Annotated in this window: 18 protein-coding genes and 1 tRNA gene; 16 read left to right on the top strand and 3 right to left on the bottom strand. The window is 59.8% G+C overall.

Annotation, left to right across the window (positions count from 1 at the left end):
- The coding region (locus ACFDR9_RS22250; RefSeq protein ID WP_409032390.1) for a hypothetical protein at positions 1 to 221 on the top strand (221 nt) is incomplete at its 5' end.
- Positions 222 to 250: 29 nt separating this feature from the next.
- Positions 251 to 793: a hypothetical protein gene (locus tag ACFDR9_RS22245; protein ID WP_409032389.1), complete on the top strand. Its 543-nt coding sequence runs from the start codon at positions 251 to 253 to the stop codon at positions 791 to 793.
- Positions 794 to 1,048: 255 nt separating this feature from the next.
- Here ACFDR9_RS22245 and ACFDR9_RS22240 read toward each other — a convergent pair whose 3' ends face one another.
- Positions 1,049 to 1,687 (bottom strand): DUF4136 domain-containing protein, encoded by a 639-nt coding sequence (locus tag ACFDR9_RS22240; protein WP_409032388.1) that lies wholly within the window; start codon positions 1,685 to 1,687, stop codon positions 1,049 to 1,051.
- A gap of 175 nt (positions 1,688 to 1,862) precedes the next feature.
- Here ACFDR9_RS22240 and pepN point away from each other — a divergent pair, with 175 nt between their 5' ends.
- From pepN to ACFDR9_RS22175, 13 genes are all read left to right on the top strand, one after another.
- Complete coding sequence (gene pepN, locus ACFDR9_RS22235) at positions 1,863 to 4,547, top strand: aminopeptidase N (protein ID WP_409032387.1); 2,685 nt, start codon at positions 1,863 to 1,865, stop codon at positions 4,545 to 4,547.
- Between the two features lie 145 nt (positions 4,548 to 4,692).
- Positions 4,693 to 5,694 (top strand): class 1 fructose-bisphosphatase, encoded by a 1,002-nt coding sequence (locus ACFDR9_RS22230; protein ID WP_409032386.1) that lies wholly within the window; start codon positions 4,693 to 4,695, stop codon positions 5,692 to 5,694.
- Positions 5,695 to 5,812: 118 nt separating this feature from the next.
- Positions 5,813 to 5,888, top strand: a tRNA-Thr gene (locus ACFDR9_RS22225).
- 174 nt (positions 5,889 to 6,062) lie between these two features.
- Positions 6,063 to 7,277: a tyrosine-type recombinase/integrase gene (locus ACFDR9_RS22220; RefSeq protein ID WP_409032391.1), complete on the top strand. Its 1,215-nt coding sequence runs from the start codon at positions 6,063 to 6,065 to the stop codon at positions 7,275 to 7,277.
- Positions 7,274 to 8,041 (top strand): hypothetical protein, encoded by a 768-nt coding sequence (locus ACFDR9_RS22215; RefSeq protein ID WP_409032385.1) that lies wholly within the window; start codon positions 7,274 to 7,276, stop codon positions 8,039 to 8,041. Before ACFDR9_RS22220 ends, ACFDR9_RS22215 begins: the two co-directional genes overlap by 4 nt.
- Positions 8,042 to 8,154: 113 nt before the next feature.
- Positions 8,155 to 8,358 (top strand): helix-turn-helix transcriptional regulator, encoded by a 204-nt coding sequence (locus ACFDR9_RS22210; protein WP_409032384.1) that lies wholly within the window; start codon positions 8,155 to 8,157, stop codon positions 8,356 to 8,358.
- Positions 8,358 to 8,507 carry a hypothetical protein gene (locus tag ACFDR9_RS22205; RefSeq protein ID WP_409032383.1) on the top strand — a complete coding sequence of 50 codons (150 nt, stop codon included), beginning with the start codon at positions 8,358 to 8,360 and terminating at the stop codon, positions 8,505 to 8,507. Before ACFDR9_RS22210 ends, ACFDR9_RS22205 begins: the two co-directional genes overlap by 1 nt.
- Positions 8,504 to 10,921, top strand: a complete 2,418-nt coding sequence (locus ACFDR9_RS22200; RefSeq protein WP_409032382.1) for a DUF3987 domain-containing protein — start codon at positions 8,504 to 8,506, stop codon at positions 10,919 to 10,921. The genes ACFDR9_RS22205 and ACFDR9_RS22200 overlap by 4 nt, the downstream gene beginning before the upstream one ends.
- Complete coding sequence (locus tag ACFDR9_RS22195) at positions 10,918 to 11,547, top strand: hypothetical protein (RefSeq protein WP_409032381.1); 630 nt, start codon at positions 10,918 to 10,920, stop codon at positions 11,545 to 11,547. The genes ACFDR9_RS22200 and ACFDR9_RS22195 overlap by 4 nt, the downstream gene beginning before the upstream one ends.
- Positions 11,544 to 12,194, top strand: coding sequence for a hypothetical protein (locus ACFDR9_RS22190; protein WP_409032380.1), 651 nt, complete (start codon positions 11,544 to 11,546; stop codon positions 12,192 to 12,194). The genes ACFDR9_RS22195 and ACFDR9_RS22190 overlap by 4 nt, the downstream gene beginning before the upstream one ends.
- A 114-nt stretch (positions 12,195 to 12,308) precedes the next feature.
- Positions 12,309 to 12,638 carry a hypothetical protein gene (locus tag ACFDR9_RS22185; protein ID WP_409032379.1) on the top strand — a complete coding sequence of 110 codons (330 nt, stop codon included), beginning with the start codon at positions 12,309 to 12,311 and terminating at the stop codon, positions 12,636 to 12,638.
- A gap of 427 nt (positions 12,639 to 13,065) precedes the next feature.
- Positions 13,066 to 13,338, top strand: a complete 273-nt coding sequence (locus ACFDR9_RS22180) for a hypothetical protein (protein WP_409032378.1) — start codon at positions 13,066 to 13,068, stop codon at positions 13,336 to 13,338.
- A gap of 49 nt (positions 13,339 to 13,387) precedes the next feature.
- Complete coding sequence (locus ACFDR9_RS22175; RefSeq protein WP_409032377.1) at positions 13,388 to 13,681, top strand: hypothetical protein; 294 nt, start codon at positions 13,388 to 13,390, stop codon at positions 13,679 to 13,681.
- 1,499 nt (positions 13,682 to 15,180) lie between these two features.
- On the opposite strand, the gene ACFDR9_RS22170 is transcribed toward ACFDR9_RS22175, so the two are convergent.
- Both ACFDR9_RS22170 and ACFDR9_RS22165 read right to left on the bottom strand, forming a co-directional pair.
- Positions 15,181 to 15,495, bottom strand: a complete 315-nt coding sequence (locus tag ACFDR9_RS22170; RefSeq protein ID WP_409032376.1) for an addiction module antidote protein — start codon at positions 15,493 to 15,495, stop codon at positions 15,181 to 15,183.
- On the bottom strand, positions 15,492 to 15,818 hold the full coding sequence (locus tag ACFDR9_RS22165) for a type II toxin-antitoxin system RelE/ParE family toxin (RefSeq protein ID WP_017877115.1): 327 nt from the start codon (positions 15,816 to 15,818) through the stop codon (positions 15,492 to 15,494). The genes ACFDR9_RS22170 and ACFDR9_RS22165 overlap by 4 nt, the downstream gene beginning before the upstream one ends.
- 428 nt (positions 15,819 to 16,246) lie before the next feature.
- On the opposite strand from ACFDR9_RS22165, the gene ACFDR9_RS22160 reads away from it, so the two are divergent.
- On the top strand, positions 16,247 to 18,313 hold the full coding sequence (locus ACFDR9_RS22160) for an ice-binding family protein (RefSeq protein WP_409032375.1): 2,067 nt from the start codon (positions 16,247 to 16,249) through the stop codon (positions 18,311 to 18,313).
- Positions 18,314 to 18,414 lie beyond the last annotated feature (101 nt).

Genomic DNA, 18,414 nt, shown 5'->3' with positions numbered 1-18,414 from the left:
AGCAGGGCGGCGACCGCGCGCAGCCGCAGTCTTGTCAAGAACTATGTGAAATATTTTCGCCGAGTGGAGGCGATATCCTTAAGTTCGGTGGATTGGGTGCCGGACGGACACTAACGATTGCGGCAACACCGCTGTTACTTGCGTTACGTGGCCTGATTCTCATATTCTCATCTGAAGCCGTTCAACCGCTGGACGTCTTCACTCTGCTCAGTATCGGATGAAGACTGCCGCAAAATTGATGGGGTTATCAATGGCAACTGTGCTCGAAAATTTTTATTTGACCCTCGCAAACAGGCGGCGCATTACGGATGACGACCCAGTCCCCAAAAGCATGCCCATAACCTTGAGCCGAACTGTCGCTATCGGAAGGGACAAGGATCCCGAAAAATACCGAGGGCAGGACGGCGGTAACGAACTGTTGCAAGGAATAATCGACAACTTTGCGGTGACGGGAGATTCGGCTCAATTCGACGGAATGCTGCCACAAACCCTAACCGGATACCTGGTGGAAACGCGACAAAAGTTTAAGCCTAACCTAAACAATAGATGGGTGGAGTTCATAATTTCGAGCCGTGCTGATTGGCTTTTTATCTTTCACCCCGAGATCAACAACGCGTTTAAAGGCGTGAAAGAGGGATCAAAGATTGATATGGAAAGCTTTGACAAAGCATACAAAGGCGATAAGGGCGCTCCGACGTACGAGGAAACAACATTGTTCATCAAAGGAGGATTTGACACGGTAGAACGAGCCGAAAGTGATAAAACCGAGTTATCGAGAAACCGTCGACGCTAAGTTTTCGAGCAATGAAACGCCGTGTGTTGATTTGCACGGAAATCTGACACGTTCAAGATCGGCAAATTGCTACGGGATCTGCTTGGTTTGATCGCCGGACGAACCTACCGATATCGTGAAAATCTCTCGAAACCACGGAACCCAGGCCACAAACCGCACAGGGCAATGAGTCAGAAAAATTGTTGAAATCGCTTAACTTGGGTGGATTGGGGTCCGCGCCCGGCGCCTGGCCTGTGGCGTCGACGAAGCGGGCGCTCACTCCACCTTCAAATCGACGCGGCGCGGCACGCCGCTCTGGCCCGGGAAGCCGGCGAAGGCGCTGGCGACCAGCGCCGGCATCACCACCGGCGTGGCCGCTACGCGGCTGGTGTTTTGCGCCGTCACGTCAAACAGTTTCTTGCCGTCGGCGCCGTCGATGGTCACCCGCAATTGCCGCTCGTAGTTGTGGCGTATGCTTTCGCGCATGTCGAGCGGGCCGAACATGAACGGGTCGTAATACGGCCGGAAGCCGTGCCAGCGCGGGTAGCCCCACGGATAGCGGTAGCCGTAGCGGCCCGGCCAGTAGCCCGGCCCGCTCCAGAACGGGTCCGTCATTTCCATCACGCGCACCGGCCGGTCGATGGTGGCGAAGCGCACCGCCACCTTCAGCCTGGCCGCTTCCGGGCCGGCGGCCTCGTTGAAGCCGAGCTTGCCCAGTTCGGCGCGCACCAGGTCCAGGTAGCTGCGGTATTCCAGCGTGTCCTGCGCCTGCGCCGGCGCCTGGAACGCGTACGACTTGTCGCGCAGCTCGGCCGGCCAATGGTGGAAGGCGGTGACGTCGCTGCGGATGGTGGTGGCGCAGCCGGCCAGTAGCAAGCTCATCGCGGCGGCCAGCGTGGCGAGATATCTGATCATATTGATCTCCGGCAAAGGAATACACATTACAGGGGAATAGTTTACGTCCGTGTATCGCGCGTCGCTGGATTATTACAGATTGTTACCCCCGCCGTCCGCCGCGCTGAAGATTCGGCCGCGCACCGGGCTGGTGTTGGTAAAATAGGCTTTTGCCTCCGCCACCCACCAAATCCCTATGCGCACAGACAGCCCTCAGACGATTTACCGCAAAAATTACACCCCGCCAAGTTTTCTGGTCGAGAGCGTGGAGTTGGGTTTCGACCTCGATCCCGCCCGCACCATCGTCGCCAGCCGCATCACGCTGAGCCGCAACCCGGCCGGCGCCAACAGCGACATCGCGCTGCACGGCGAGCATATCGAACTGGTCGCCGTGCGCCTGAACGGCAAGGCGCTGAAGCCCGGCCAGTACGAGCTGAGCGACGCCGGCCTGACGATCCGCAAGGCGCCCGCCAAGGTCACGCTGGAAATCGAGACGGTGCTGGCGCCGCGGAACAATACCTCGCTGTCGGGCTTGTACGTGTCGAACGGCAACTTCTTCACGCAGTGCGAGGCCGAGGGCTTCCGCCGCATCACCTTTTTTCCCGACCGTCCCGACGTCATGGCCAAGTACACGGTGATGCTGCGCGCCGACAAGGACAAGTTCCCGGTGCTGCTGTCGAACGGCAACCTGGTCGAAGAGGGCGACCTCGGCGACGGGCGCCACTACGCCAAATGGGAAGACCCGTTCAAGAAGCCGTCCTACCTGTTCGCGCTGGTGGCGGCGCGCCTGGTCTGCCAGGAGGAGCGCTATACGCTGCGCTCCGGCCGCGAAGTGCTGCTGCAAGTGTGGGTCGAAGAGGGCAACCTCGACAAGACCGACTACGCGATGCAGTCGCTGAAAAACAGCATCCGCTGGGACGAGGAGCGCTTCGGCCTGGAGCTGGACCTGGACCGTTTCATGATCGTCGCCGTGGGCGACTTCAACATGGGCGCGATGGAAAACAAGGGCCTCAACATCTTCAACACGAAATACGTGCTGGCGAACCCGCGCGTGGCCACCGACATCGACTACGCCGGCATCGAGGCGGTGGTCGGCCACGAATACTTCCACAACTGGACCGGCAACCGCGTCACCTGCCGCGACTGGTTCCAACTGTCGCTGAAGGAGGGCCTGACGGTGTTCCGCGACCAGGAATTCTCGGCCGACATGATCGGCACCGACACCGGCCGCGCGGTCACCCGCATCGACCAGGTGCGCACGCTGCGCCAGGCCCAGTTCCCGGAGGACGCCGGGCCGATGGCGCACCCGGTGCGGCCCGACTCCTTCGTCGAGATCAACAACTTCTACACCGTCACGATCTATGAAAAGGGCGCCGAAGTGGTGCGCATGATGCAAACCCTGGTCGGGCGCGACGGTTTCCGCAAGGGCATGGACCTGTACTTCGCGCGCCACGACGGCCAGGCGGTGCAGTGCGACGACTTCCGCGCCGCGATGGCCGACGCCAACGGCCGCGACCTCGGCCAGTTCGAGCGCTGGTACAGCCAGGCCGGCACGCCGCTGGTGAAGGCCGTCACGCACTACGACGCCGAGGCGCAGACCTACCACATCACGCTGGCGCAGAGCTGCCCGGCGACGCCGGGGCAGAGCGACAAGCTGCCGTTCCACATCCCGGTGGCGGTCGGCCTGCTGGGCGCCGACGGGCGCGACCTGGCGCTGCACACGGCCGGCTCGGCCGGCGCCACCACGGTGCTGCTGGAGCTGACCGAAACCAGCCAGAGTTTCCACTTCAGCGGCGTCGCCGAACGGCCGACGCCGTCGCTGTTGCGCGACTTTTCGGCGCCGGTGGTGCTCGACTACGACTACAGCGACGCCGAACTGCTGCACCTGTTCAGCCACGACAGCGACCCGGTGAACCGCTGGGAAGCGGGCCAGCGCCTGGCCATGGAGCGCCTGCTGAAGCTGACGGCTGCGGTCGCCGCCGGCGCGCCGCTGGCGCTGGACGCGACCTTCATCGCCGCCCAGCGCGCGCTGCTGGTCGACGACACGCTCGACGCGGCCTTCCGCGAACTGGCCTTGGTGCTGCCGTCGGAAACCATCATCGCCGAACGGATGGACGCGGTGAACCCGCAGGCAATCCACATCGCCCGCCAGTTCATGCGCCGCAGCATCGGCGCCGCGCTGAAAGCGGAATTGCTGGCGCAATACCAGGCCAACCAGACGCCGGGGCCGTACAGCCCGGACGCGCTGTCGGCCGGCAAGCGCGGGCTGAAAAACCTGTGCCTGTCCTACCTGCTGATCGCGCCCGGCGCGGCCGAGTTGGAACTGGCGCAGCGCCAGTTCGACAGCGCCGGCAACATGACCGACCGCGCCGCCGCGCTGTCGGCGCTGATCCATTCGGGCGCGCCGGAGAACGCCGCCAGCGCGCTGAAAAGCTACTTCGCCGACTTCGAGCAAGAGGCGCTGGTGATCGACAAATGGTTCGCCATGCAGGCGAGCGCGCCGGGCACCAACGTCGCCGCCGTGCGCGCGCTGATGACGCACCCGGCCTTCACGCTGAAGAACCCGAACCGCGCGCGCAGCCTGATCTTCAACTTTTGCGCCGGCAACCCGTCGCAGTTCCACGCGGCCGACGGCAGCGGCTACGCCTTCTGGGCCGAGCAGGTGATCGCGCTCGACGCGCTCAACCCGCAGGTGGCGGCGCGGCTGGCGCGCAGCATGGACCGCTGGCGCCGCTACGTGCCGGCGCTGCAAGTGCACATGCAGGCCGCGCTGGAACGGGTCAGCGCCAGCGCCAGCCTGTCGAACGACGTGCTCGAAGTCGTCAGCAAGGCCCTGTCGAACGACGTGCTCGAAGTCGTCAGCAAGGCCCTGTCGAACTAAACAAACCGGCCGCGAACGCCAGCAACAAGCCAGCGGCAAGAGGCCGGCGTCAGACCCTAGGGGGCCGACGCCGGCCCTACGCCAGTGGTCTACAAGCAGCCAACGGCCCGCAAGCAGCAACACTATTTATACACAAAGGGAATTCATGAAACGCATCAGCCTCACGCAATATCTGGTCGAAGAACAACGTTCGCACAACAGCATCCCGGCCGAATTGCGCCTGCTGATCGAAGTCGTCGCGCGCGCCTGCAAAACCATCAGCCACGCGGTGGGCAAGGGCGCGCTGGGCGACATCCTGGGCAGCGCCCACACGGAAAACATCCAAGGCGAAGTGCAGAAAAAACTCGACGTGATCTCCAACGAGATCCTGCTCGAAGCCAACGAGTGGGGCGGCCACCTGGCGGCGATGGCGTCGGAGGAGATGGAATCGATCCACCCGATCCCGAACCGCTATCCGAAGGGCGAATACCTGCTGCTGTTCGACCCGCTCGACGGCTCCAGCAACATCGACGTCAACGTCTCGATCGGCACCATCTTCTCGGTGCTGAAGGCGGCCGACGGCATGGGCGAGGCGACCGAGGCGGACTTCATGCAGGCCGGTAGCAAGCAAGTGGCCGCCGGCTACGCCGTGTACGGCCCGCAGACGATGCTGGTGCTGACCACCGGCAACGGCGTCAACTGCTTTACCCTGGACCGCGAGATGGGCTCCTGGGTTCTGACGCAGAGCAATATGCAGATTCCCGCCGCGACCAAGGAATTCGCCATCAACGCGTCCAACGCGCGCCACTGGCACGAGCCGGTCAAACGCTACGTCGACGAACTGCTGGCCGGCGTCGACGGCGCCCGCGGCAGCAACTTCAACATGCGCTGGGTCGCCTCGATGGTCGCCGACGTGCACCGCATCCTGAACCGCGGCGGCATTTTCATGTACCCGGCCGACACGCGCGACACGGCGATGCCGGGCAAGCTGCGCCTGATGTACGAAGCCAACCCGATGGCTTTCATCGTCGAGCAGGCCGGCGGCGCGGCCACCGACGGCCAGGCGCGCATCATGGACATCGAACCGCACAAATTGCACCAGCGCGTGCCGGTGTTCCTCGGCTCGAAGGACGAAGTGGCGCGCGTTACCAGCTACCACAACGCCTAGTTCGACGGGCCGGGCGGCCCGTCCGGCGGCGCCGTATCGGGCCGGCAGAATTATTTGGCAAAAAAGTCGCATTGGCACTAGCGAAATTTCTGGAATGTTTGTTAGAATACGCGTCTTCGCCGTTGTAGCTCAGTTGGTAGAGCAGCACATTCGTAATGTGAAGGTCGCCAGTTCGATTCCGGCCAACGGCACCAAGTTACTGTTTCACACCGTATCATGTAGTCTCAAAACCCGCCTCTCTCATAGGAGCGCGGGTTTTTTGTTGTCTCAAGTCAGTTTATGCCATAGCATGAGATACCGTCAAAAACCCGGTACTTTTGACGGTATGTGAAAAATCTGCAAAACAAGATACCGTCACGGGGGAAATGATGGCACTGACTGACATGTTCGTAAGGCAAGTAAAGCCGACCAAGCCAGCGGGCGACAAACACGCCGATGGCGGAAATATGTACCTGCTGGTCAAGGAATCCGGCAAGTATTGGCGCATGGACTACCGCTACATTGACAAGCGCAAGACGCTGGCGCTGGGCGTCTACCCTGCGGTATCGCTTGCGCAAGCCAGAAAGCGGCGCGACGATGCGCGCAAACTGCTGGCGGACGGGATCGACCCCGGCCAGGCCAAGCGCGACGACAAGCAGACCAAGGCCATCGCATCGGCTCATACGTTCGAGTCGGTTGCGCGGCAATGGCTGTCCAAGGTAGCTGCCAGTCGGTCGGCCAGCACGCAAGACAAGGTAACAGCTTGGCTGGAACATGACGTGTTTCCCTTCATAGGCAGTATGCCAATTTCGACGATCAAACCGCGTGACGTGCTGGCGGCAGTGCAGAAGATTGAAGCACGCGGGGCTATCGACTCTGCGCACCGCGTGAAGCAGGTATGCGGCCAGATATTCCGGTTTGGCGTGGCGATTGGCTTGGTCGAGCGCGATGTTACGGCCGATCTGCGGGGCGCATTGTCTGCTGTGGTGAAGTCGAACCATGCCGCCATTACCGAGCCGAAGCAGGCCGGGGCATTGATGCGCGCCATATTCGACTACAACGGGTATCCGGCAGCCGTGGCGGCGCTCAAGCTGGCCCCGCTGCTGTTTGTCCGCCCCGGCGAACTGCGCACCGCTGAATGGGCGGAAATCGACTTAGACGCGGCAGAGTGGCGAATTCCAGCCATCAAAATGAAAATGAAAGTTGAACACCTGGTGCCGCTGTGCGTGCAGGCGGTGGCGATCCTGCGCGGCTTGCATCCAATGACCGGCGACGGAAAGTATGTGTTCCCCAGCCTGCGCAGCAAGGCATGCATGAGCGAGAACACGATTAACGCGGCGCTGCGTGGCATGGGCTACGCCAAAGAAGTGATGACTGGTCACGGTTTCCGGGCGATGGCGCGCACGATCATGGATGAAGTGTTGGGCGAGCGCGTGGACCTGATCGAGCATCAGCTTGCGCACGCCGTCAAGGACGTGAACGGGCGGGCCTACAACCGCACGGCCCACTTGCCAGCGCGCCGGGAAATGATGCAGCGCTGGGCAGACTACCTGGACAAGCTGCGCATCGGCGCGGACGTAATACCGCTGCGAGGCGTGGTATGACCAAAAAAGTCTACGAACAGCACATAGGAGCGTTGCATTCCGAGAGAAATGCATTTGCTGACGATTTCCCCTTTCCAGCAGGTCTGTCGATGTTCCGGACGTATCATTGGCTGATGGCTTACATGCATTATCCAGAAAGTCCGTTAGCTGCTCTGGCTTACTTTTTTACCGAGCTAATTAACGGTGAAATGTACGATTTAGCTGGAGACGATGACGTTGCAGTTCCGGTTGGTTGGCTGCGCGCGTTGTGCTGCGCACCTTCGCTGGATGACAGGGCAAAAAAAGACAAAAACCGTTTCAAAGATGGTATGACGGCAGGCTGGCTCTTGGGACTAATTTACGCAATGCAACGCAATAACGTAAAAACTCCAAGCCTGAACAAGGCCGTAGAAATTCTAGAAAAATTGAAAATAGAAAATGTTCACAGCGAAAAAACAAAAATATTTGCGGCATGGGGACTGATGAAGCCCGTCGCACATCTGTGGGGTAGCATGGTCCTTCTCGATACGACGGACAAGCCACCTAAAGTCACCCCCGGCCCAGATGGGCTAGTGGAATATTTGCAATGGGCGGTGTCATTACTGGAATTCGGATGCAAACACATCCCATCCCACACGAAGTTGCGAACGCCGATTTTGGATCGAAAACACTGCCTGAGATTGCCAGAATACATTCTGCCAAAACCTGATATAGATATTTCTATCCCGATTCCACCACGGATATTGGAAATAATTGATGGGTATCGGCCACCACAAAAGAACTAGTTTTAAAAAAATCCGACTAGTCGGAATTCGAGTGTAGTAGTTAGAATTCGACAAGAAATTCTATTTAATCCCCTCATGCCGTTGTGTCACGGCAGATCAATGAAGGGGTTAAAATGTCACATCGAGTTATCCGAATCAGCGAACTGGCCAGCACGCCAGCCAAACCCGGCAAACTGCCGGTAAGTCCTGCAACCGTCTGGCGCTGGGTGCGTGAAGGGAAATTTCCCAAGCCGTTCAAACTTGGCGAGTCCGTCACAGTTTGGGATTTAGGCCAAGTCGAAGCTTTCATTGCGCAGCGTGCAGGAGTCGCTGCCTGATGATCCATAAAAAAGAATCCGCCGGTGGCTGCGACACCACGGCGGACAATAACTATCTCCCCCCGATAATATCATTCTGCAACCGGATCAAAGCGGCATTGCTGCGCTTCGCCGTGGCAATTGCTGCCGTATTCGGGGGCAGGATATGAGCAACCATATCGACCAATTCAGGATCGCCATTGTTGCGGCGGGCCTGCCTGCACCGGACGAGATAATAGACGATGGCAAGCTGCGCAGATTCAGCACGGACGGCAAGCCCCGCGATACTTCGGGCTGGTATGTTCTGTACGGTGACGACATGCCCGCCGGTTCCTTCGGATGCTGGCGCAGCGGACTTCAATCGACCTGGTGCGGTAAATCTGACCATGAGCAGACCGACAGCGAGCGCCAGGCGATGCGCGAGCGCGTCAAAGCCATGCAGCGCCAGCGCGACACCGAACAGGCGCAACGCCAGGCCGAAGCCAGGACGACAGCGGCGACCCGGCTGGCCACGACCGAAACGGCAATGATGCATCCATACCTGACGGTGAAGGGCATCAAACCGAACGGTGCGAGGCAGGACGGGCAATACCTGGTGATCCCGATGCGCGATACAGCCGGGACATTGCACAGTCTGCAAACCATTGGGCCGGATGGCAATAAACTGTTTATGTCCGGCGGGCGGGTGACGGGCTGTTATTTCGCCATCGGCAAACCTGCTGGGTTGATCGTCGTCTGCGAAGGCTTTGCAACCGGGGCAAGCATCCACGAATGCGCCGGGCACGCCGTGGCGGTGGCCTTCAACGCGGGCAACCTTGAGGCGGTGGCGCTGGCGCTGCGCAAGAAGTACCCGGCGCTGGCCATCGTCATTGCTGCGGACGATGACTCCCAGACGGCAGGCAATCCGGGGCTAACCAACGCACAAGCGGCGGCGCTGGCCGTGGGCGGCTTGATCGCGCTGCCGGTATTCCCTGCAGATCGCCTTGACAAGGCAACCGACTTTAACGATATGGCGCAATTGTCCGGCGTGGAAGCTGTCAAACGAGCCATAGACAGCGCGAGCGCACCGGCTGGACGTATGACGATGGCGGACGGCGCAAGAGCACCACAGGGCCACGGCTGGCCGGAACCGACACCCCTACCCGATGCACTGCCGCCAGTACAGGTATTCGACGCCGATTTATTGCCGGTGGCTTTGCGCGGCTGGGTGATGGACATAGCGCACCGGATGCAATGCCCGCCAGACTTCGCGGCGGTTGGCGCCGTGGTGGCATTGTCTAGTCTGATCGGTGCGCGTGCCGTCATCCAACCGAAAGAGCGCGACGAATGGCAGGTGACGCCGAACCTGTGGGGCTTAATCGTCGGCAGACCGGGCGTGATGAAAAGTCCTGCGCTTGGGGCGGCGCTCAAACCCCTTAATCGTTTGCAGGTGGACGAGTTCGAGCTATGGAAAGCCGCGCATGATGACTGGGCAATTGATACGAAGCTGGCGGCAATGCAAGGCGAGGACAACGAAAAGAAAGCAAAGGGGCTGGCAAGCAAAGACCCGGCGGCGGCGCGCGCTTTGCTGCAACCGATGGACGCACCCGAAGAACCAGCGGCGCGGCGCTTCATCGTCAATGATGCGACCGTTGAAAAACTGGGGGAACTGTTGCAGGTGAATACCTGGGGCACGCTGTCTTACCGCGACGAGATATACGGGCTGTTGACCAGCATGGACAAGGCAGGGCAGGAAGGCGCCCGGGCTTTTTACCTGCAAAGCTATGACGGCAATCAGGGCTATACGTTTGACCGGATCGGACGCGGGACTGTTCATATCCCTCGCGTCTGTCTGGCCATGATCGGCGGCATTCAGCCGGGGCGCATACAGGAATACGTGCGCGGCGCGGTATTGGGCGGCAGTGCTGACGATGGCCTGTTGCAGCGTTTCGCGCTGACGGTCTGGCCGGACACGAACGGCAAATTTCACCACGTTGACCAGTGGCCCGACACGCCAGCCAAGCAAACCGCCTGGGCTGTGTTTGAGCGGCTGGCGGCGATGGAACCAGCGAGCGACACGGAACCGCATATCTGGAAGTTTGACGCGGCGGCGCAAGCCTTGTTTGTCGAATGGCGCATTCCGTTTGAACAGGAAATCAAAAGCGGCGATCTGCACCCGGCGATGGAGTCGCACCTTGCCAAGTATAGGAAGCTGATACCGGCGCTGGCGCTGGTGTTCGCCCTGATTGACACACCCGACAGCGGCGGCGTGATCGGTGAGGCAGAACTACTGCGGGCGCTGGCCTGGGGCGACTATCTGCGCAGCCATGCACACCGGCTGTATTCGGCTGCGACGATGCCGGAAACGTCCGGGGCCGCGTCATTGCTCAGGAAGATCAAGGCCGGTGCTTTTGTGGATGAGTTCACACCCCGCCAGGTTGCGCAAAAGGGCTGGGCCGGACTGAATACGCCGGAAGCCGTGCGCAAGGCGGCGGACGTGTTGACGGATTACGATTGGTTGCGCCGTGACGTTCAACAGACCGGCGGCAGACCGAGCGAGCGCTATCAAATGAACCCGGCGGTGCAGGCCGGGGGCGCGGCATGAACTGGCTAACACGGCTCAAGAAAATTGAGAATGCCCCTACTACTACCCTACAAAACCTACAAAAGGAAGATTCAGGGGCTTTCGTAGGTTTTGTAGGTACACCCCCCGCCCCCTTTCAAAATTCAACGTGTGAAATTGCGGCGCTGCCTGACGCGTTTCCCGCCCCGGCCAATGATGCGGCGCTGACACCGATGACCACCGATGAGGAACGCATGATCCGCGCATGGCTGGCGCATATCGAGGAAACGGACGCGGACGCAATCGCCCAACTGTTGAACGACTGCCAGCTTGATGCGACGGCGCGGGCCTACTTCATCGGGCAGGCCGGGACGGTGCCGGGGATCGCCAGGACCGATACCGACACGGCGCGTTTGATCCTGTTCACGGATCGCGGTTTGAACCTGGACGACGCCGAAGCGATGACGGACAGGCTGGCGCTGCGAGACAGCCAGCACGACGAACGGCGCGCATGTATCGAGTGCCTGCACCTGTCCGGCACCACCACGGCCAGGCGGTGCCACCAGTGGCGCATGATCGGCGTGAAAGGCCCGTCGATACCTGCCGACCTGGTAACGATCTTGCAGCGCTGCGCCGGGTTCACTCACAAATTGAAAGAGACAGCATGACCAAGAAAACGAAAATAGCAACGGTGGAAAAGCCAGTCGTTGCGCCAGGGGTGATGGCTGCAAAGCTGGCGCTTAAACCTTCGGTCAATGCTGCTGCGGTGATGGAGTCCTACCAAGCCAACGTACATGGCAAGGACGTTGATATCAATGTGCTGATCGATGGTTTGCGCGATTCTTTCAACGATGTAAATGGCGGCGACCTGTCAACGCTGGAAGCCATGCTGATCGGGCAGGCGACCGCGCTTCAATCCATCTTTACCAGTCTGGCGCGGCGGGCGCAGACACAGGAATATCAAAAAAACCTTGAGTCATTCCTCGGGCTGGCATTGAAAGCGCAAGCGCAAAGCCGAGCGACGATACAGGCGGTGATTGATTTGAAGTTTCCCCGGCAAGTGGCTTTCGTGAAGCAGGCCAATATCAGTCATGGGCCGCAACAGGTGAACAACGGCACCGGCGCAGTGGCCGATCTGCAAACAAGATTACACGCGGAAGAAAATCAAACCCAACAAAGCAAACTATTAGAGGACAAGAGCCATGAGCGCACGTATCTGGACGCTGGAACAACGACAACGACAAGCCGAGGCGATCCGGCGCTGGCAACCGTGGAAGCAGTCCACCGGACCGACAAGCGCCAAGGGCAAGGCTAAGGTGTCCGGCAATGCCTACACCGGCGGCGTGCTCGTCAGACTGCGGCAGGCCGTCAAAGAAATGAATCAGTTAATGCGCGAACAAAAAAACTTCTTGAACGATAAGGGTGGAATATGAACAGGAACAATCGACTTTTTACGCCCGAGGGCGAGGGCTACAGGTGTTCGGCATCGGGCACGATCTTGCTGTGCGCCCATGCTGCCTACTCTGACGATGATGTGACTCTGACCGGGCGGGCTAATGCTCAAGCATTGATCGACAGTGTGCTGTCTGCTGCCTTTGCTGGCGGGTTCAAGCAAGGCGATATCGTCCGCACAATGCTGGCAGACCCACGGCGGCACGATAGCCGACTGGCTGACATGCTGGAAGCCGCGTGCGCTGCCGCCGGGGACGCTGCTATCGGGGCGATATTCGACAAGGCACGGATCAAGACCAAGCTGTAACGACCTGGTGCGCGTCAGTCCGTGAGTGGATCGACGCGCCATTGTTCGCATTTATGCCGCTTTCCTATCCTATGAAACCGGCACAAAGTAAAGCTGCATAACTTGGCAGTTTGCACGCTGATTCGCACATCCAACGTAAAAAATTTCACGGGCCTTGACTCCGCTGCGCCGGTAAAGGGGCATAAAAGTTCAGCCGACAATCTGGGAAAACCGGCTGTATTGCTTCGCTGTACCGCAAACCCACAACTTCCCGCGTGCGGGTGCGAGGAAGCCCCGCCGCTATTGAACACCGCTTTTCCGGTAACGACAGTAACCGCCGACCGATATAAATATTGATAGAAATCAATATGACCAATGATAGATATTGCAATATCTCAATGTTCCCGTTGATACTGGAGGTTTAAGGCGCCACTCCGATGGAGATTCGATGAAAATAGTTCTTGTTCTTGCCGTTGCGATCTTGGCAGGTTGCGCAACATCGTCAGGCGTGCTCAAGTCAGGACCAGACACTTTTACGGTGAACACCTCAGCATCGCCTGGTCACGGCGGAACCGCGTCGGCAAAGAAGTCTGCCTATGATGAGGCCAATCAAGAGTGCGCCAAACAACAAAAGACGATAAATGTTGTTGAAGAGCGAGCGTCTACACCAAGCTGGACTGATGGAATGCACGCCGTCGATTTAGTTTTCAAATGCCAGTGACGCTGATGGGGTAGGCGACCCGGCACGCCAATTTGCCGAAGGGGAAAATATGAAAACAATAATGATGGTTGCGGCGCTGTCCGCGTTAGTTGGCTGTGCCAGCACTACCGGAGTCGTGCCGACAGGAAAAGACACTTTCATGATTGCGACGCACGGCGTAATGGGTCATTCCTCAGCAGGCATGCAAAAAGCTGAGGCGTTCCGGCAGGCGTCCGATTATTGTAAAACGCTTGGCAAGGAGCTTCAGCCAATAAATACCGGGGAAACGCAGGGTGGATTCGGCAAAATCGCAGCGGCAGAGGTTGAGTTCACATGTCTTGCAAAGCAATCGGCGGCTCGATGATGCCAGAAGGATGGATCGCAGGCCTGCGCCAGCCAGCGCCGTTGCAATAACCCGACAACAGGGACACTTTTCTTTTTTACGGTATTTTTGACGGTACTTATGATGATTTTATAAAATTCTCATAGTGTAATGTGATTCCGGCCAACGCACCAGGTATTCGCAGTGAAATCAAAAGGTTACAGGCTTCGGCTTGTAGCCTTTTTGTTTTTCGGCTTGTTTTTTTGTGTCGTGTAGGGCTGGTATAGGATTTACGCGAAGGTCGGCGATTCAATACGGGCAGGTGTTGCGAATAGTGGACCGCGCAGCGGTCGCCCCGGCCAACCTTTCCACCAGCGCCAGCACAGGCAACAAAAAGCCCCACACATGGTAGGGCTTCGGGGGGGGGGGGGCGTCGCCACTTGATATTTATTAATATTTTATCAATCTGAAGTCCTCGTGCCTACTTGCCTGATGCGCACCGAAACTTGATTTCGGTCTTGCGGAAGCTCCCAAGGATGTAGGGCGGCTGCGCGTCGTTCTCGCTGACCATCTCCATAGACTGCCCTTTCGCGCCGCAGAACTGCCCAGCCTCGCCGATGGCCTCTGCCTAGAGCGTTCCCATTCCGGAAAAGCCGGTCGCAGCCTGGCGCGACACGAAGTATGTATCCGAGCCCATAGCGACCACGCCGGAATTGCTGGCACACCCAACTAGTGCTGACAGTGCCGCAATCATCATTATAGTTTTCATTTTCCCTTAGTTGGAAAAAGTGTACCGTTACGCCAATTACACGCACTTGAAAATCAAATCAACAGAGTGCATTCCATCAGTCCAACTTGGGGCTGAGGCACTCTCGGCAACAATGTCCACGGTCTTGCCAGTTTTAGCGCACTCTTGGCTTGCATCAGAATATGCGGACCTCTTTGCAGAGGGGCCGCCGCCAGCCCCAGGTGATGCCCTCGTGTTCACTGTGAAGGTGTCTCGGGCCGACTTAAGTACGCCAGACGACGACGCGCACCCAGACAGTACAATCATCATGCAGGCGATTCTTATTTTTTGCATTGGTCCAGCCTCCCCCGTCGTAACGTTATCAGTGTCCGGTTATATTACCATATTGCAACAGCTGTTTGCCACGTGCAGGCGATTCACAAAAGGTGAGGGACAAATCCTAAAAGGGTCGTCGCCTAGCCGGTCATATGCACCAAAATAGACCGGCAATTCTTTTGGCGCATAGTTCAGGCTAGGGGCTACAGCGTCCCAAAGCTCAATATCTCGCATGTGTCGCCACTTATCCCAATTGGGCTGCTGCTGAGCTGGCGAATCTATTCGTATGCGCCCGCGACCGAATAACGGTTTGATAGGCTCTAGCGCTTTGCTTAACTGAGCCTGCTTTTTTGCCTCTGTCATACACACCCCTTCAAGGCGTCATCCCTCATAAATCGGGGCACCAGTCAGGCCGGTGAAGGTTCCGGCTTTTCTCCCCGTCGGGATAGGCTGGCGCTTTTAATTATGCTTGATTCCGTCAGGCGGGAATTGCACGATGCACAGCCAATTTCAAACCCACCGCATTGAACACCGCCAGCAGGGTCTTTATTGTCGGATTGCCTGTAGGCGAAAGCGCGCGGTAAAGGCTTTCGCGCGGAATACCTGCCCGTTCCGCAACAGCGGCCATTCCTTGTGCCTCGGCTACATGGCGCAATGCGGCCAGCAGCGCGGCTTGTCCGCCCGGCAGGTCGGCTTCGTCCAAGGCGGCGGCAAGGTATTCATCAGCAAAAGCGGGGTCGTCGCGCAGCAGTTCTATCACTGCGTCGGCGTGCGGTCGAGATGTTTTGTTCATGATGTGTTTCTCCGGTTCCAGTCATCCCAATATGCCAATGCCGTATCTATGTCGGCCTGCTGCTTGCGCTTGTCGCCACCCAACAGCAACAACAGCAGCTTTTCACCAGCGCGGGCGTAATACACCCGATAGCCCGGCCCGTGGTCGATGCGCAGTTCCCACATGCCCCCGGCAATGGGCTTGCAGTCGCCAAAGTTGCCTGCCCCCATACGTTGAACCCGCACAAGAACCCGTGCACGGGCTTGACGGTCGGCAAGACTTGCCAGCCATTCCTTGAAGGGGTCATGCCCATCAGTCGTCAGGTAGTCCGATATTTGATACATGTCTTTTGTGGATTATACGTTACAAATTCGAAAATTCAAGGCGTTTCAATTTACCGCCCGCAAGCCCGGCGCAACCGGCACAAAGTCGATTCCGGCCTGCTCCAGCATGCAGGCTTCAATCTTGACGTGCCACATGCCAAGCAGCCGAGGGACGCCCGCCATGCCTTCGCCAGCCTGCCGCTCAGTTGCGGCTGCGCATGCTCAATGTTGTTTAAAACAAATATATTTTGGCGTATGCGCGCTAGCGCACATAGCGGGGTGAAAATAGCGAGGATAACAAAGGTACGGTCGAAAAACATCGCCGCCCACTTGCCCGAACTGCGCGGCCGGTGGCGGGGGTGTTGCCAAGACCACCGCTCGCGCGCCGCCGTCAAGGGGCGTCAAATCACACCATAAAGGGATGCGCCATGAACGCTCTGAAGTTGCACATGAAAACACTACTCTGCTCTGTGGGGTTCCTCCTCACAGCGATGCTGGCCGGTTGCGGCGGCGGAGACCAAGGGCGCGACCCGATTCTGGGCTTGCCGGCCGCGGAACTGAGCAGCGTCACGGTCACGCCGGCAACGGCTTCCGTGCCGATCGGCGCCACCCAGCAATTTATCGCCACGGCAACCTACGCCGATGGCGCGTCCAAGGACGTGACCGCGTCGTCGACCTGGACCACGGCGAGCGCCGCCATCGCTGGCGTTAACGCCGGCAGCGGCCTGGCCACCGGCGTTGCCAGCGGCACGGCGAGCATCGGCGCCGCGTTTGGCGGCAAGAGCGGCGCGGCAACCTTGACGGTCACCCCGGCAACCTTGCTGTCGCTGGCGATCAGCCCGCCCAACCGCAGCATCGCGATCGACGGCCGGCTGCAATTCCAAGCCACGGGTACCTTTACCGATGGCACCACGCGCGACGTCACCGCGGCCTCGACGTTCACGTCCGCGACGCCGGCCTTTGCCAGCATCCTCGCCGGCGGCGCCGCCACCGGCGTGACGGCCGGCACCACGGTCATCAAAGCCCAGTCCGGCGCCTTGAGCGCCAGCACCAACCTGACCGTGACGAGCGCGACGCTCAGCGCCATCGCGGTCACGCCGACGAACGGCTCGATCGCCGCCGGCGCCACCCAGCAATTCACGGCCACCGCCACGTATAGCGACGCCAGCACCAGCGACGTGACCATCTATTCGACCTGGACCTCGGCCGCGACCAACGTCGCCACCGTCGGCAGCGCATCAGGCCTGGCCACCGGCGTCGCCCAAGGCGCCGCGCCGATCACGGCTACCTTCGCCGGCAAGAGCGATACCCAAACCTTGACGGTGACGGCCGCCACCGTGGTGTCGCTGGCGGTAACGCCCGCGAACGCCTCCATTGCCATCGACGGCGTGCAACAATTCACGGCGACGGCGACGTATAGCGACGGCAGCACCAGCAACGTCACGGCCGGCTCGACCTGGACTTCGGCCAACACCAACGTGGCGACCGTATTGCAAAACGGCATGGCCCACGGCGTTGCCAGCGGCACCTCCGTTATCATGGCCACGTTCCGCGGCAAGAGCGCCAGCCAAACCCTGACCGTGCGTCCGGCCACCCTGACGTCGATCGCGGTCACGCCGATCAACGCCGTCATCCCGGTCGGCGCCACCCGGCAATTCATGGCCACGGCCAGCTACAGCGACGGCACCACCAGCGACGTCACCGCCGCGTCGAACTGGAGCTCCGGCAATATGCTCGTCGCCACCGTCAACAACGCCACCGGCGTGGCCACCGGCCGCAGCGGCGGCACGGCGCTGATCAGCGCCAGCTACAAGGGCAAGAACGACGCGCAAACACTGACCGTCACAGCGGCGCTGGGTCCGGCCGCCGTGATCCTCGGCGGCGCCGGCAATTTCGCGATTTTGAGCAAAACGGGCGTCACCAACGTGCCGACGTCTAGTGTTACCGGCAACGTCGGCACCAGCCCGATCAGCGGCGCCTTCATCGGCATTACCTGCACCGAAGTGAACGGCATCATTTACGCGGTCGACGCCGCCGGCCCGGCCTGCGCCGTGGCCGACCCGGTGCTGTTGACCGCCGCCGTCAGCGACCTGGAAACGGCGTATACCGACGCCGCCGGACGGCCCGCCGGTGTCGGTCCCTTCCTCAACCTGGGCGCCGGCACGGTGGCCAACCAAACGCTGGTGGCCGGCACCTATACCTGGGGCAGCAACGTTACGATCCCGACCAATCTGACCCTGGTCGGCGGTCCGAACGACGTGTGGATTTTCCAGATCAACGGCAAGCTGAACATCAGCCCGAACATGCGCGTCGTTTTGAGCGGCGGCGCGCAGGCCAAGAATATTTTCTGGCAAGTTACCGGCGCGGTCACCCTGGACACCAACTCGCATTTCGAGGGTAACATCCTGGCCCAGACCAATATCGCGATGCTGACCGGCGCCTCGCTCAACGGCCGTACGCTGTCGCAAACGGCCACCACGCTGCAGCAAAACACGGTGGTTAAACCGGCCCCGTAAGGTCCCGGTCCGGGGGGGGGGGGGGGGGGGGGGGGGGGGGGGGGGGAGCGACAACCCCACCCCTCGAGCAGGAACAACGGACACCCAGCACCTCCTATTCT

It is taken from the genome of Janthinobacterium sp. CG_23.3 (assembly GCF_046115965.1).
Lineage (GTDB): Bacteria > Pseudomonadota > Gammaproteobacteria > Burkholderiales > Burkholderiaceae_D > Janthinobacterium.
The sequence above is the reverse complement of the archived record's forward strand: the minus strand, read 5'-3'. Positions and strand labels throughout refer to the sequence as shown.

What these genes read in the sequence shown, in the direction of transcription:
- ACFDR9_RS22190 (WP_409032380.1), top strand. Translation starts at nt 11,544, where the DNA reads ATGACCAAGAAAACGAAAATAGCAACGGTGGAAAAGCCAGTCGTTGCG.
- ACFDR9_RS22180 (WP_409032378.1), top strand. Translation starts at nt 13,066, where the DNA reads ATGAAAATAGTTCTTGTTCTTGCCGTTGCGATCTTGGCAGGTTGCGCA.
- ACFDR9_RS22215 (WP_409032385.1), top strand. Translation starts at nt 7,274, where the DNA reads ATGACCAAAAAAGTCTACGAACAGCACATAGGAGCGTTGCATTCCGAG.
- ACFDR9_RS22175 (WP_409032377.1), top strand. Translation starts at nt 13,388, where the DNA reads ATGAAAACAATAATGATGGTTGCGGCGCTGTCCGCGTTAGTTGGCTGT.
- ACFDR9_RS22185 (WP_409032379.1), top strand. Translation starts at nt 12,309, where the DNA reads ATGAACAGGAACAATCGACTTTTTACGCCCGAGGGCGAGGGCTACAGG.
- ACFDR9_RS22240 (WP_409032388.1), bottom strand. Translation starts at nt 1,687, where the DNA reads ATGATCAGATATCTCGCCACGCTGGCCGCCGCGATGAGCTTGCTACTG.
- ACFDR9_RS22165 (WP_017877115.1), bottom strand. Translation starts at nt 15,818, where the DNA reads ATGTATCAAATATCGGACTACCTGACGACTGATGGGCATGACCCCTTC.
- ACFDR9_RS22160 (WP_409032375.1), top strand. Translation starts at nt 16,247, where the DNA reads ATGAAAACACTACTCTGCTCTGTGGGGTTCCTCCTCACAGCGATGCTG.
- ACFDR9_RS22170 (WP_409032376.1), bottom strand. Translation starts at nt 15,495, where the DNA reads ATGAACAAAACATCTCGACCGCACGCCGACGCAGTGATAGAACTGCTG.
- ACFDR9_RS22200 (WP_409032382.1), top strand. Translation starts at nt 8,504, where the DNA reads ATGAGCAACCATATCGACCAATTCAGGATCGCCATTGTTGCGGCGGGC.
- ACFDR9_RS22210 (WP_409032384.1), top strand. Translation starts at nt 8,155, where the DNA reads ATGTCACATCGAGTTATCCGAATCAGCGAACTGGCCAGCACGCCAGCC.
- ACFDR9_RS22205 (WP_409032383.1), top strand. Translation starts at nt 8,358, where the DNA reads ATGATCCATAAAAAAGAATCCGCCGGTGGCTGCGACACCACGGCGGAC.
- ACFDR9_RS22195 (WP_409032381.1), top strand. Translation starts at nt 10,918, where the DNA reads ATGAACTGGCTAACACGGCTCAAGAAAATTGAGAATGCCCCTACTACT.
- ACFDR9_RS22245 (WP_409032389.1), top strand. Translation starts at nt 251, where the DNA reads ATGGCAACTGTGCTCGAAAATTTTTATTTGACCCTCGCAAACAGGCGG.
- ACFDR9_RS22230 (WP_409032386.1), top strand. Translation starts at nt 4,693, where the DNA reads ATGAAACGCATCAGCCTCACGCAATATCTGGTCGAAGAACAACGTTCG.
- pepN (WP_409032387.1), top strand. Translation starts at nt 1,863, where the DNA reads ATGCGCACAGACAGCCCTCAGACGATTTACCGCAAAAATTACACCCCG.
- ACFDR9_RS22220 (WP_409032391.1), top strand. Translation starts at nt 6,063, where the DNA reads ATGGCACTGACTGACATGTTCGTAAGGCAAGTAAAGCCGACCAAGCCA.